The sequence below is a fragment of the Pseudomonas jilinensis genome (assembly GCF_003586265.1).
Taxonomy (GTDB): domain Bacteria; phylum Pseudomonadota; class Gammaproteobacteria; order Pseudomonadales; family Pseudomonadaceae; genus Halopseudomonas; species Halopseudomonas phragmitis.
Window position 1 is genome coordinate 185,189 of sequence record NZ_QJSA01000010.1, and the last position, 13,013, is coordinate 198,201.

Sequence of the window (13,013 nt, forward strand, 5' to 3'; positions counted from 1 at the left end):
GCAACCTCCTGAAACAGTAGCCACAGGTTAGGTTGAACAGGCGCCGGAAAAAATCGATAAGATAGCTCCAACCTGTGAGAAAAGCTGACAGATAGCCATGGCCAGAGATCTTCCATCACTTAATGCGCTTAAGGCCTTCGAGGTCGCCGCCCGACTGGAAAGTGTGAGCCAGGCGGCAGAGGCGCTACATGTCACCCACGGTGCGGTCAGTCGTCAGATCCGCACGCTGGAGCAGGAATTGGGGGTGGCGCTGTTCGACAAGGCGGGACGAGGATTGCGCCTGACCGCCGCCGGGCGGCGCCTGCGCGATGCCTGCGGTGAGGCTTTCGGGCAACTGCGACTGGCCTGTGAGGATATCCGTCAGGCCGAGCAGGCTGCGCCGTTCCTGCTGGCCTGTCCCGGCAGTCTGCTGGCGCGCTGGTTCATTCCCCGGCTGGATCGGCTGCAGCGCCAGTTGCCCCAGCTCAACCTGCACCTGTCGGCCAGCGAGGGAGATCTGGACCCGCGTCGGCCCGGGGTCAGCGCTACCCTGATGTTCGCCGCGCCGCCCTGGCCGGCCGACATGCAGGTCTATCCTGTAGCCAAGGAACGGATCGGCCCGGTGTTCAGCCCGCGCTATGCCGGCGCCCAGCGGCTGCATGGGCAAAGCGCGCAGATTCTGACCACCGAGCCGTTGCTGCATACCCGCTCGCGGCCACAGGCCTGGGCCGATTGGGCCAGGGCCCAGCAGCTTGAACCGCAGGCACTGAATCAGGCCCAGGGTTTCGAGCATCTGTACTACCTGCTGGAGGCGGCACTGGCCGGGCTGGGGGTGGCAATTGCGCCGCAGTTGCTGGTGGCGGACGATCTGGCCGAAGGTCGCTTGCTGGCGCCTTGGGGCTTTGTCGAAACCGGGCATTCTCTGGGGCTGTGGGTGCCGGCCCGGCACAACCAGAGCCAGGCCCAGGCGTTGCTGGGCTGGCTGGAGGAGCAAGTGTGAACAGACTGTTGTGGTTGGCGCTGGGGCTGTTGTGGTTGGCGGGCTGCGCCCGGGTCGAGTATCTGCATCAGGCCTGGCAGGGCCAGCGCGAGGTCATGCGTCTGGCGGTGCCGGTTGCGGATATTCTGGCTGACCCGGAGGCCGACCCGGCCTTGCAGGCGCGCCTGGCGCTGGCGCTGGAGGCCCGGCGGTTCGCCAGCGAGCAGTTGGGGTTACCGGACAACCCCAGCTATACCCGCTATGCCCAATTGCCGCGCAGCTACGTGTTATGGAATGTATTCGTCACCCCGGAACTGTCGCTCAAGCCGATCGAGCACTGCTACCCGCTGGCCGGCTGCATTGCCTACCGGGGCTACTTCAACGAGGCACGGGCCGAAGCCGAGGCCAAGCGCTGGCAGGCCAGGGGCATGGATGTCTATGTCGGCCCGGTGCCGGCCTACTCAACCCTGGGTTGGTACGACGACCCGCTGCTCAGCTCCATGCTGCACTGGGGAGATGATTATCTGGCCGGGCTGATTTTCCATGAACTGGCCCACCAGCATTTCTATGTGCGTGACGACACCAGCTTCAACGAATCCTACGCCAGCTTCGTCGAACAGCAGGGCTTGCGTCAGTGGCGCGAGCAGCGCGGTCAGCCCGCTGAGGATCCGCGTCAGGCCCGCCAGGGACGGGAGTTCACCGAACTGATGCTGGATACCCGGCGGCAATTGGCGCAGCTGTATGCCAGTGAGCTGGACGATCAGGCCAAGCGTGAAGGCAAGCAGCAAATGCTGGCCGAGCTGCAGCAGCGCTACCAGGATTGGCGCGATCAGCGCTGGGATGGCAGCCGGCGTTTCGATGGCTGGTTCGTCAGACCCTTGAACAATGCCAGCCTGCTGCCGTTTGGCTTGTATGACCAGTGGGTGCCGGCGTTCGAACGGTTATTTCAGCAACTGGGTGAGGATTGGCCGGCGTTTCATGCTGAGGTCAAGGCTCTGGGCGGGGTTGCGGCGCCACAGCGTCGGCAGCGTCTGGAGGCCTTGCTGGACGAGTCCGCCAACTGCGACAACTCAAGCGCGGCGTGCTAGCCTTAGTGTGCATGCTGCCTGCAACGGACTGACCATAACAACATTGACCAAGGTGGATGCTTCGATGTGCCTACCGTTGCCCCCCTCACCGAGTTTGCCGAACCATGTCTGAGTCTGCCCGGACCACCCCCCGTGCGCCGCTGCGCTTTTGGTTGACGGCGGTGTTGGTGTGTCTGGCGAGCGCTCTGTTGATGGGCCTGGCGATTCATTATCTGGTACGTCTGGAACAGGATCATCGGCTGCGCCAGTTCGAAGCTGTGGCCGCAGTGCATGCGCTGGGGGTGCAAACCTTTCTCGAGCGGGCCTTCGGCGTAACCCACACGCTGGCGGCGGTGGTACGTTATAGCGGTGGCGAGATCGATGATTTCGAGCATTTTGCCGCTGACCTGGTCCCGCAGTTCCCCGGTATTTCGGTGCTGGGGTTGTCGCCAGCCGGGCGAATTCGCTACATCTGGCCTTTGCAGGGGCACGAAGGGGATCTGGGACAGGATCTGTTCCTGCATCCGCAAAAGGCTGAAGACGCCTGGTTCGCCGTGCGCAACCTGAGTCTGACCCTGACCGGTCGCTTCGACTTGCCCGACGGTTCGCCGGCCATTGCCGCCCGCCTGCCGGTCTTTGTCAGTGATGAGCTGGGCCATGAGCGCTTGTGGGGGCTGGTACACGGAGTCGTGCGCCTGGAGCAGATAGCCCGGATCCCCGAGTTGGTCAGCCTGCTGGAGTCCGGGCAGCATTATCGGATCTGGCGACTCAACCCGCACAACGGTGAGCGCGAAATTCTGCTGGAATCGCGCCCCGAGCCCTTTGCCTTGCAGGTCAATACCGTGATGGATCTGCCCAACAGTCGCTGGGATCTGAGTGTCGAATACAACGAGGATCCACTGGAGACGCTGCGTATTTCCCTGATGTTGGTCATGGGTGTGATGCTCAGTCTGCTGCTCGGCTATCTGAGCTGGCTGCTGTTGAGCCTGCGCTGGCATCGGCTCAATCTGGAGGCTCAGGTTGAACAGCGGACTCGCCAGATTCGTGCTGCCGAGGATCAGGCACGCTCGGCGCTGGGCCGTTACCAGTCGTTTATCAGCGCCTCGAATACCGGGGCCTGGGAGTATGACTGGAAAACCCGGCAGCTACGCTGCAGCCCCGAGTTCTTCAGCATGCTCGGCTACGATCCGGATGACTTTCCCCCGGAGCGTCAGCAGCTGGGACTGTGGATCGAGCTGCTCCACCCGCAAGATCGTGAGCGAGCGGTGCAGTGCTTTGCCAGCTATCTGGAGGAGCAGCCTGATCACCTGTACCAAAACCAGTTCCGGTTGCGTAACGCGGCCCATGACTGGACCTGGATTCTGTCGCGCGGCAGCTTGCTGCGTGATGAGCAGGGGCAGCCCAAGGGGCTGGTCGTCGGCACCCATATCGATATCAGCGACAACATGCGGGCCGCCGAGGAGTTGCGGTTGGCGGCCCGGGTATTTGAGCAGAGCAGTGATGGTTTTTTGATCACCGACGCCGAGCGGCGGGTGGTGATGGTCAATCATGGTTTTACCCGGATTACCGGCTACCAGGCTGATGAAATCATCGGGCAAAAGCCAGAGCTGTTGGCCTCGGGGCTACATGATCAGAGTTTCCATCAGGCACTGTGGGAGCATGTTGAGCACGATGGTCAATGGCAGGGCGAGATCTGGCACCGGCGCAAGGACGGCTCGCTCTATCCGGAATGGCTTAGCGTCTCACGGATGGAGGATGAGGACGGCCAGACCAGCCATTATGTCGCCATTTTCAGTGATATTTCCCAGCGCAAGGAGGATGAAGAGCAGATTCATCGCCTGGCCTATTACGATCCGCTGACCGGCCTGCCCAACCGGGCGCTGCTGGAGGAGCGTGGGCGTCTGGCGCTGAGCATGGCCGAGCGGCACGGCGGGCGCCTGGCATTGCTGTTCATTGACCTGGATAACTTCAAGAACATCAATGATTCGCTGGGGCATGCGGTTGGCGATGCCCTGCTGGTGGCCTTTGCCGAGCGCCTGGGGCAGGAGCTGCGTGAAGAGGACACGCTGTCGCGTACTGGCGGTGACGAATTCATCCTGATCTTGCCGGAAGTCGACGCCAATACCGCGGTCCACGGCGCCCAGCGAATCCTTGACCTGCTGCGCCAGCCGCTGAGCGTGGCCGGTTATGAACTGACGGTCAGCGCCTCGATCGGCATTGCCCTGTATCCCGACGACGCCGATACCCTGGCCGGGTTGCATACCAATGCTGACATCGCCATGTACCGGGCCAAGCAGCAGGGACGCAATGGCTACAGCTTCTACACCCCGGAACTGCAGAGCCACTATGTCCGTACCCTCAAACTTGAGAACGCGCTGCGTCGGGCGCTGGAGCAGGATCAACTGAGCCTGCACTTTCAGCCCCAGCATGAACTGCTCAGCGGCCGGCTGGTCGGGGCCGAGGCTCTGCTGCGTTGGAAACATCCGGAGCTGGGCTGGGTCCCGCCGGCTGAATTCGTGCCGATTGCCGAAAGCAGCGGTCTGATCGGGCCGATTGGTGACTGGGTACTGGGCCAGGCGTTACGCCAGCTTCATAGCTGGCAAGCCCAGGGCTATACCGAGTTGTGCATAGCAGTCAACCTGTCGGCGGCCCAGTTTCGTGCCGCTAATCTGCCCGAGCGGGTAGCCGAGCGACTGGAGCGCGCCGGGGTGAGCGCCGCATCGCTGGAACTGGAACTGACCGAAAGCATCACCATGCAGGATCCTGAAACTGCGGTACTGGCCATGGAGCGGCTGCATCAGCTCGGGGTTCGGGTGGCGCTGGACGATTTTGGTACCGGCTATTCTTCGCTTAGCTACCTCAAGCGTTTTCGCTTGCACAAACTGAAGATCGACCAATCCTTCGTCCATGATCTGGAGCGCGACGACGATGATGCCACCATCGTGCGCAGTACTATCAGTCTGGCTACCAGCCTGGGTTTGCAAGTCCTCGCCGAAGGAGTAGAAACCCAGGCCCAGCATGATTTTCTGCTGCGCGCCGGCTGTCAGTTTGCTCAGGGCTACCTGTACAGCCGGCCATTGCCGGCAGATGAATTCAGTCGCTATGCCGCACGCTGCATGAGTATCGAGCTGCCCTGACCCGACATAAACCCTACATATGGCAGGTTTTTCTTTCCGGCAAAGCCGGTCATTATGGGGTCTGTTCACTATTTTGATTGCCGGAGTCCCCCATGAAAGCCGTTGGCTACCTTGAAGCAGGCACTATTGAACGCGCCGATGCCCTGATCGACCTCGAGCTGCCGATGCCCAGTCCCGGCCCGCGTGATCTGCTGGTCAAGGTCGCGGCCATTGCGGTCAATCCGGTGGACACCAAAATTCGTCGCAACCGCGCCCCCCAGAACGGCCAGGCTGAAGTGCTGGGCTGGGATGCGGTCGGAATCGTCGAAGCGGTGGGTGCCGAGGTTGAGGCCTTCAAGCCTGGTGACCGGGTGTTTTATGCCGGGGCACTTAACCGCCCCGGCTGCAATGCCGAGTATCATCTGGTCGATGAACGCATTGTCGGCCATGCGCCGCAGAGTCTAAGCGACGCCGAGGCGGCAGCCTTGCCGTTGACCAGCATCACTGCCTGGGAACTGCTGTTTGACCGGCTAGGGGTACTGGAGGGCGGCGGTGCCGGCCAGACCCTGCTGGTGATGGGCGGCGCTGGTGGCGTTGGCTCGATTCTGGTGCAACTGGCCAGGCAGCTGACCGCCCTGACCGTGGTAGCCACCGCCTCGCGGCCGCAAAGCATCGATTGGGTCAAGGATCTGGGTGCCCATCAGGTGATCGACCACAACCAGCCGCTGCTGCCGCAACTGCAGGCGCTGGGGATCGAGCAGGTTGACCTGGTCGCTTCGCTGACCCATACCAGCGAGCATTTCGATCAGTATGTCGAATGTCTGGCACCGCAGGGCAAGCTCGGCCTGATCGACGACTTCGACAGCCTCGACATCCTCAAGCTCAAACCCAAGAGCCTGTCGCTGCACTGGGAGTTCATGTATACCCGCAGTCTGCACCAGACACCGGACATGGCCGAGCAGGGCCGACTGCTGAGCCGGGTTGCCGGGCTGATCGAGCAAGGTACCCTGCGTACCACTCTGGGCGAGCACTACGGCAACATCAATGCCGCCAATCTGATGCGAGCCCACCGCCTGCTGGAAAGCCACCAGGCCCGTGGCAAGATCGTGCTTGAGGGGTTTTGAGCGAACCTGCTTGGCGGACAGGCATGACCGGTGTAAGGTAATGCCTGTCCGCAAGGATCTGTTCAACCGATTGAGTTTTTGACCATGACGTTCAAGGTACGTACAGCCACTCCGCCCCCTGGCGCCACCAGCATTGGTGTCGGGTCGGTCTGCGTACCGTCGGTGGTTGCCCTGATCGCTGCCGTATCACCGCCTCCTGCGGTGGTCGCCGATCAGGCCGTCGCGCACTGCCTGATCTGATTTTCCCCTAACACTTGTGTGTCTCCGGCCCTGACCGGTGCGGCCTGCTGCCGCCCGTGCGGTGCGCGGCGACCTGTGTCTGACAGGTAAACGTCATGTTGAACATTCAATGGGCCGCGATTGGCCCGACTGCATTATTCGTGTTGCTGTGGAGCGGCGGCGCGATTTTCTCTACCTGGGGCCTGCATTACACCTCAGCCTTTGCTTTTTTGTTGCTGCGCTTTGCTCTGGCCTGCGGCTTGCTGGCGGTTTTGGCTGTCTGGCGGCGGCGCTGGTTGCCGCAACCTGGCAGCGGATGGCGAGTCAGCGTTACCGGGTTGTTGATGATTGGTGGCTATACCATTTGTTATCTGCTGTCGCTGGAGCATGGGCTGACACCCGGCGTGCTGGCTACCCTGCTGGGTGTGCAGCCGATCCTGACCCTGATGCTGCTGGAGCGACGTGCCACCGCGTGGCGCTGGTTTGGTTTGCTGTTGGCGTTGGCAGGACTGGCGCTGGTCGTGCTGGACAGCTTGCTGGCAGCGCGCTTCAGCCCGTCCGGTATCGGCTTTGCCCTGGCGGCGCTTGTGTGCATGACCTGGGGAGCCATTGTCCAGAAAGGCATTGAGCAGGCCCCGCTGGATGTTTTACCACTGCAGTACGCGCTGGGTCTGCTCTGTTGCCTGCTACTGGCGCCGTGGCAGCCGCTGCGGATCAGTTTCGAGTGGGCATTGCTGATTCCGCTGTTGTACATGGGGGTGGGCATCTCGGTGTTGGCCACCCTGCTGCTGTACCGGCTTATTCGTGCGGGCAACCTGGTCAATGTTACCAGCCTGTTCTATCTGGTGCCGGGGGTCACCGCAGTGCTCGACTACCTGGTGTTCGGCAATCGTCTGGCGCCACTGAGTCTGCTGGGCATGGGCGCCATCTTGTTGGGGTTGGGGCTGGTGTTTCGTCATCGTCCTGGTTGAGCGGGTGAGCGTCCCGCGGCTCAGACGGGCCGCAGGGACGCGATGACCGCCAGCGCCAACAGGACCAGCATGATCCCGGCCAGCCGCTCGATATGTACCAGTTGCTGGCCGAACCGCCGCATAAGAGCCGGCTGGCTGGCCAGCCAGACCACCAGCAGATCCCAGCCCAGTACCACCAACGTCATCCACAGGCCGTAGAGCCCCTGTACTGTCCAGCCGACACCCTGGCTGGCGAGCACCGCGAACAGGCTGGCATAGAATAGGCCGTTCTTGGGATTCAGCAGCCCCGAACCGAGGCCGGCCAGCAGTGCTCCGACCGGTGCGCTGCGCGCTGTGTCCGTTTCGCCGAGCAGTGGTCGGCGGCCGGCATGGCGAATGAACTGCCAGCCCATGTACAGCAAAAAGCCGCAGCCGGCCCACTGCAGGCTCAGAAACAGGGTGGCCTGGCTGTTCAGGGCCATCAGGCCCCACCAGGCCAGCAGGATATAGAGCGCATTGGCCAGCGTTATGCCGAGGCAGGCCAGTGCTGCCTGGGCACGGCCCTGAGCGATGGCATAACGCAGAATCAGGAAAAAATCCGGGCCCGGGCTAAGCAGGGCGAGAAAGTGGGCGCCGGCCACCAATAGAAACTGTTGCAACATGTCGCATACCCCAGACGGTCTGAGCGGCCAGTCTGGAGGCGATGGCTAACGGGGTATTGAATAAAAGTGCGCTGAGCCTGAGCCGTTGCTCAGGCGCGGCGATAGTGTCCGGGGGTGGCCGCCACGTGGGCCTTGAAAACCCGCTGGAAATGCCCCTGGTCGGCGAAGCCCAGCTCCTGGGCCAGGCCGGCCAGGTCGGCGCCCTGGCTCAGGCGCTGGCGCGCCTGCTGCACGCGCTGGTCAAGCAGCCAGGCATGCGGAGTCAGACCGGTGTCGCGACGGAACAGGCGGATCAATTGATAGCGGCTCAAACCCCGCGATGCTGCCAGCTCGGTCAGGCTCGGCGTGGCGCTCCATGGGTCGAGCAGGCGAGCCTTGAGCGCTTGCAGTGATGCGCTGGGCTCGGGAAGGCGGCCTAGCGGCTGACCAGCACACCACAGGCGCTGACCGATGAATTCGATCAGTGCCGCCTCCTTGTCGCTGTGCCCGCTGTCGGAGAACAGTACCCGGTTGAGCTGACAGAACGCCTGGTAGGCAGACGGGCTATGACTGATAAAGGCTTGCTCGGGCACGGCCAGGTGTGGGGCTATTTCGGCCAGTAGCGTCGCCACCCAGTCCTGCTCCAGGTGCAGCATCTGGTAGCTCCAGCTGGCGTCCGGTAACGGATTGCAAGCATGCACCAGCCCGGCTGGTACGCTGACCAGACTGCCGGGTGCGAGCGGCGCCTGCACCGCGGCGCACTGAAAACGGCTATTGCCGGCATCGACTACGCCGATCGACAGGGTTGGGTGGCTATGTGGCCGGTAACAGGCCCGGCTGTTGCTGGCCCGACGACTTTCGACAAAGGGCAGTGCCGGATCACGCCAGAACTCGCTCATCACTCAGCTCAGCAGGTCTGCGCCGGAGCACAGTCCAGCGGGCCTTCGATCACGGTTGCCGGAGCTGTCGCTGCAGAGCTGGCAGGGCTGAACAAATCGCGCACCGAGCCCAGCGCTAGGAGCAGAAAGGCAATTGCACACAGTTTGTAGGTGGCCTTGGCCCAGTGCAGACCGGCCTTGCGGAACAGCCGGTCAACAATGGCCGCGCAGACGAAGCACCAAAGTACCGACGAGAGCATGAAGCCGGCGAAGAACAGGGCGTAATCGCTGGCGCTCGGTTCGCTGATGCCAACGGCTCCCAGAGCGCTGCCCATGGCAGCCCAGTAAGCGATGTTCTGTGGATTGGTCAGCGACAGCAGCACTCCCGAGCGCAGCGCCGAACGGCGCGATACCGGTGCCTGAGCAGTAACGGCAAACTCCTGGCTGGCACTCTTCCAGGAATCACGCGCCAGCCACAACAGGTACAGCGCGCCGGCGATGCCGACCGGCCAGCGCAGCCAGTCAATCTGAAGCAGCAGGCCAATCCCGAGCAACCCGAGAATAGCCCACAGCGCATCGCCAACCAGGGAGCCAAGCTGTACATCCAGAGCCGGACGAAAGCCGCCCCGCACACCTTGGCGCACGGTTTCGGCGAACACCGCGCCGGGTGCGGCGTTGAAGATCAGGCCCAGAATAAAGGCCGAGGCTAACAGCATGAGCATGGAAAGACTCCAGATTAAAGACCAGAGTGTCGCCAATCCGGCGCTCAGGATCAATCCTTGGAACTCTGCTACCCTGTAGCGCTCAACCCGCCATGGAGAGCGCCGCAATGTCCCGTCCCCTGCCCTTCGATATCGACCTGCCCATCATCCAGGCGCCCATGGCCGGCTCCCAGGACAGTGAGCTGGCGCTGGCGGTCTGTAGCGCTGGCGGATTGGGTTCGATCCCGGCGGCGATGCTTGGGCCCGAAGCGCTACGCGACGAACTGCAACGTCTGAGCCGCGAGGCCAGCGGGCCGTGGAATGTGAACTTCTTCTGCCATACTCCACCAACCCCGGACGCCGCGCGTGAAGCGGCCTGGTGTCAGGCGTTGGCACCCTACTACCGGGAATTTGCCATCGACCCCAGCAGCATCCCGGCCGGTCCGGGGCGCCGTCCGTTTGATGCCGAGGCGCTGGCGCTGCTGGCCGAGTATCGGCCGCCGGTGGTGAGCTTTCACTTCGGTCTGCCGGAGGCCGCACTGCTGGCCGGGGTCAAGGCCTTGGGGGCGGTGGTGATGTCCTCGGCTACGACCGTTGCCGAAGCCCGCTGGCTGGAGGCCCATGGCGCGGATGTGATCATTGCCCAGGGACTGGAGGCTGGCGGTCATCGCGGCATGTTTTTGAGCACTGACCTAACGACGCAGGTTGGCACACTGGCGCTGCTGCCGCAGATCCTGGCGGCGGTCAGCGTACCGGTGGTGGCCGCCGGCGGGATAGCCGATGCGGCCGGGGTGCAGGCGGTGCTGGCGCTGGGAGCCAGTGCGGCGCAGCTTGGCACTGCTTACCTGCTGTGCCCGGAGGCCAGAACCAGCGCCGTGCACCGGGCGGCCCTGCAGTCCGCTGCCATCGAGCATACGGCTCTGACCAATCTGTTCAGTGGCCGGCCGGCACGGGGCATGGTCAATCGGCTGATGCGAGAGCTGGGGCCGATCAGCCCGCTGGCCCCGGCCTTTCCGCTGGCTACCGGCGCCGTAGCACCCCTGCGGACGGCCGCAGAGCAAGCCGGCTCGGGAGATTTTTCACCTTTATGGGCAGGGCAGAATGCCCGGGGGTGTCAGGTTGTGGGCGCCGCCGAACTGACTCGCCAACTGGCTGGTTAGGGTCTACAGACCCTAACCCGGCTGGTCGATGGGCTCTACCGCCACGGCGGTAAAGGCGCCGCGCTGCCAGGCCAGATAGATGAACACCAGGGCGCCAGCTGCCATCAGCATCGGCAGGGCGTGGCTGCTCAGCCATTGGCTGGCAGCCCCGGTGGAGGCCGGGCCGAGCAGGCAGCCGACTCCCCAGAGCAGGGCAATATGCGCATTGGCCCGTACCAGCGCATCGTCACGGTAACGTTGGCCCACCAAAATCAGCGACAGGGTATAAAGCCCACCGGCGCTGGCGCCGAACAGTACCAGGACCGGCCAGATCAGCGGGCTGTGCAACGCCAGGGGCATCGCCAGGCTGCTACCCAGCAATACCAGCCCACAACTGCGAAACAGGGTAGTACGCGAGACCTTGTCGGCCAGCCAGCCAATCGGCACCTGTAGCGCGGCATCGCCGATGACCACCACGCTGATCATGATCAGCGCCAGTTGCTGGCTGAAACCTTCGCGCACCAGATAGACCGGTAGCAAGGTCAGGGTCATGGCCTCGAAGGCGGCGAACAGCATCACGGCCCAGGCAATCGCCGGCAGGGTGCGGACAAAGCCCTTGAGTCCGCGTCCTGAAGCGTTGTCGGCATCGACCTTAGGTGCGCCAGCTACCCACAGCAGCAGAAACAGACCCAGCAGCAACAGGCCGGTGGCCAGCCAGAAGCCGGTATCGGCTTCAGTGCCGATAATTCCGAGCAGCAATGGTCCGCATAGCTGGCTGATGGCGAAAGCGCTGCCGTAGACCGCTACCAGCCGGCCACGCAGCCGATCAGGGACCAACTGGTTGATCCAGCTTTCACCGATCACGAAGGTGATGGTCAGCGACACGCCGAGCAGCAACCGCAATAGCAGCCACAACGGATAGCTCGGCAGAATCGCCAGCAACGCCACCGAAACGGCGCTGCACAGCATCACCAGGCGCAACAGGCGCTCGCTGCCGAGCAGCCCGGCCAGCCGGCCGGTGATCCGGGCGCCCAGCAGTACCCCGATTGCCGGCATGCTGGCCATGACTCCAATGGCGAAGGTGTCATAGCCCCATTGATCTAGGCGCAGCGAGACCAGCGGCAGAGTGATGCCGAGCGCCAACCCGACAATCACTACCGCAGCGGTGACGATGCTGTAGGTTTTCCAATCCATTGCCGCCGACGCTCCGTGTGCGCAGGCCTACAGCTTGATCCAGGTGGCCTTGAGTTCGGTGTACTTGTCGAACGCATGCAGCGACTTGTCACGGCCGTTGCCCGACTGCTTGAAGCCGCCGAACGGCGCGGTCATGTCGCCACCGTCGTACTGGTTGACCCAGACACTGCCGGCACGCAGCGCCTTGGCTGCCCGGTGGGCCTTGGACAGGTCGCGGGTCCAGACCGCCGCCGCCAGCCCGTAGATGGTGTCGTTGGCAACCGCGATGGCTTCATCAAAGTCCTTGAAGCTGAGCACCGACAGCACCGGGCCGAAGATTTCCTCGCGGGCGATGCGCATGTCGTTGCGCACCCCGTCGAACAGGGTCGGCTCGACATAGAACCCGCCGGTTTCCTCCAGCACCCGCTGACCGCCGCTGACCAGCCGCGCGCCATCCTCATGGCCAGCCTCGATATACCGCAGCACGGTGTCGATCTGGCTGGTGTCGACCAGCGCGCCGACCGTGGTGTTCGGGTCCAACGGGTTGCCCGGCTGCCAGTGGGCCTTGAGCGCGGCGGCGACCTTCTCGACAAAGGCGTCCTTGATTGAGGCTTCGACCAGCAGCCGCGAGCCGGCGGTGCAGACCTCGCCCTGGTTGAAGGCGATGGCACCGGCAGCGGCCTGGGCCGCGGCGTCCAGATCCGGGGCATCGGCGAATACGATGTTCGGGCTCTTGCCGCCAGCTTCCAGCCAGACCCGCTTCATGTTCGACTCGCCGGCATAGATCATCAGTTGCTTGGCCACCCGGGTCGAGCCGGTGAACACCAGAGTATCGACATCCATATGCAGGGCCAGGGCCTTGCCAACGGTGTGGCCGAAGCCCGGTAACACATTCAGCACCCCCGCTGGCAGGCCGGCCTCGAGGGCAATCTGGGCCAGGCGGATGGCAGTCAGCGGCGATTTCTCCGAGGGTTTGAGCACCACCGAGTTGCCGGTGGCCAGGGCCGGGCCGAGTTTCCAGCAGGCCATCAGCAGCGGGAAGTTCCA

At 63.4% G+C, this 13,013-nt stretch carries 12 protein-coding genes; 7 read left to right on the forward strand and 5 right to left on the reverse strand.

Annotated elements, in window-relative coordinates; translation table 11 throughout:
- Positions 1-97 precede the first annotated feature (97 nt).
- From C2846_RS12500 to C2846_RS12520, 6 genes are all read left to right on the forward strand, one after another.
- Positions 98-979: a LysR family transcriptional regulator gene (locus tag C2846_RS12500; protein WP_119701574.1), complete on the forward strand. Its 882-nt coding sequence runs from the start codon at positions 98-100 to the stop codon at positions 977-979.
- Positions 976-2,046 carry an aminopeptidase gene (locus C2846_RS12505; RefSeq protein ID WP_231705567.1) on the forward strand — a complete coding sequence of 357 codons (1,071 nt, stop codon included), beginning with the start codon at positions 976-978 and terminating at the stop codon, positions 2,044-2,046. The genes C2846_RS12500 and C2846_RS12505 overlap by 4 nt, the downstream gene beginning before the upstream one ends.
- A gap of 104 nt (positions 2,047-2,150) precedes the next feature.
- Positions 2,151-5,162, forward strand: a complete 3,012-nt coding sequence (locus tag C2846_RS12510) for a bifunctional diguanylate cyclase/phosphodiesterase (RefSeq protein WP_165443817.1) — start codon at positions 2,151-2,153, stop codon at positions 5,160-5,162.
- Positions 5,163-5,254: 92 nt separating this feature from the next.
- Positions 5,255-6,265, forward strand: a complete 1,011-nt coding sequence (locus C2846_RS12515; protein ID WP_080048923.1) for a zinc-binding alcohol dehydrogenase family protein — start codon at positions 5,255-5,257, stop codon at positions 6,263-6,265.
- An 84-nt stretch (positions 6,266-6,349) separates the two neighbouring features.
- Complete coding sequence (locus C2846_RS18665) at positions 6,350-6,505, forward strand: hypothetical protein (protein ID WP_155121693.1); 156 nt, start codon at positions 6,350-6,352, stop codon at positions 6,503-6,505.
- A gap of 95 nt (positions 6,506-6,600) precedes the next feature.
- Positions 6,601-7,455 (forward strand): DMT family transporter, encoded by an 855-nt coding sequence (locus C2846_RS12520; protein ID WP_119701576.1) that lies wholly within the window; start codon positions 6,601-6,603, stop codon positions 7,453-7,455.
- Positions 7,456-7,475: 20 nt separating this feature from the next.
- Here C2846_RS12520 and C2846_RS12525 read toward each other — a convergent pair whose 3' ends face one another.
- The 3 genes from C2846_RS12525 to C2846_RS12535 form a co-directional block, all read right to left on the reverse strand.
- The gene (locus tag C2846_RS12525; RefSeq protein WP_119701577.1) at positions 7,476-8,096 is read right to left on the reverse strand and encodes a LysE family translocator; all 621 of its coding nucleotides are present in this window, start codon (positions 8,094-8,096) and stop codon (positions 7,476-7,478) included.
- 89 nt (positions 8,097-8,185) lie between these two features.
- Positions 8,186-8,974 (reverse strand): helix-turn-helix transcriptional regulator, encoded by a 789-nt coding sequence (locus tag C2846_RS12530; RefSeq protein ID WP_119701578.1) that lies wholly within the window; start codon positions 8,972-8,974, stop codon positions 8,186-8,188.
- Positions 8,975-8,982: 8 nt separating this feature from the next.
- On the reverse strand, positions 8,983-9,675 hold the full coding sequence (locus tag C2846_RS12535) for a LysE family transporter (RefSeq protein WP_119701579.1): 693 nt from the start codon (positions 9,673-9,675) through the stop codon (positions 8,983-8,985).
- Positions 9,676-9,782: 107 nt separating this feature from the next.
- On the opposite strand from C2846_RS12535, the gene C2846_RS12540 reads away from it, so the two are divergent.
- Entirely contained in the window at positions 9,783-10,814 is a 1,032-nt protein-coding gene (locus C2846_RS12540; protein ID WP_119701580.1) for an NAD(P)H-dependent flavin oxidoreductase, read from the forward strand.
- Between the two features lie 12 nt (positions 10,815-10,826).
- Here C2846_RS12540 and C2846_RS12545 read toward each other — a convergent pair whose 3' ends face one another.
- Together C2846_RS12545 and C2846_RS12550 are read right to left on the reverse strand one after the other, a co-directional pair.
- Positions 10,827-11,987 (reverse strand): MFS transporter, encoded by a 1,161-nt coding sequence (locus C2846_RS12545; protein ID WP_080048917.1) that lies wholly within the window; start codon positions 11,985-11,987, stop codon positions 10,827-10,829.
- Positions 11,988-12,014: 27 nt separating this feature from the next.
- The coding region (locus C2846_RS12550) for an aldehyde dehydrogenase family protein (RefSeq protein WP_119701587.1) at positions 12,015-13,013 on the reverse strand (999 nt) is incomplete at its 5' end.

What these genes read in the sequence shown, in the direction of transcription:
- C2846_RS12500 (WP_119701574.1), top strand. Translation starts at nt 98, where the DNA reads ATGGCCAGAGATCTTCCATCACTTAATGCGCTTAAGGCCTTCGAGGTC.
- C2846_RS12510 (WP_165443817.1), top strand. Translation starts at nt 2,151, where the DNA reads ATGTCTGAGTCTGCCCGGACCACCCCCCGTGCGCCGCTGCGCTTTTGG.
- C2846_RS12515 (WP_080048923.1), top strand. Translation starts at nt 5,255, where the DNA reads ATGAAAGCCGTTGGCTACCTTGAAGCAGGCACTATTGAACGCGCCGAT.
- C2846_RS18665 (WP_155121693.1), top strand. Translation starts at nt 6,350, where the DNA reads ATGACGTTCAAGGTACGTACAGCCACTCCGCCCCCTGGCGCCACCAGC.
- C2846_RS12520 (WP_119701576.1), top strand. Translation starts at nt 6,601, where the DNA reads ATGTTGAACATTCAATGGGCCGCGATTGGCCCGACTGCATTATTCGTG.
- C2846_RS12525 (WP_119701577.1), bottom strand. Translation starts at nt 8,096, where the DNA reads ATGTTGCAACAGTTTCTATTGGTGGCCGGCGCCCACTTTCTCGCCCTG.
- C2846_RS12530 (WP_119701578.1), bottom strand. Translation starts at nt 8,974, where the DNA reads ATGAGCGAGTTCTGGCGTGATCCGGCACTGCCCTTTGTCGAAAGTCGT.
- C2846_RS12535 (WP_119701579.1), bottom strand. Translation starts at nt 9,675, where the DNA reads ATGCTCATGCTGTTAGCCTCGGCCTTTATTCTGGGCCTGATCTTCAAC.
- C2846_RS12540 (WP_119701580.1), top strand. Translation starts at nt 9,783, where the DNA reads ATGTCCCGTCCCCTGCCCTTCGATATCGACCTGCCCATCATCCAGGCG.
- C2846_RS12545 (WP_080048917.1), bottom strand. Translation starts at nt 11,987, where the DNA reads ATGGATTGGAAAACCTACAGCATCGTCACCGCTGCGGTAGTGATTGTC.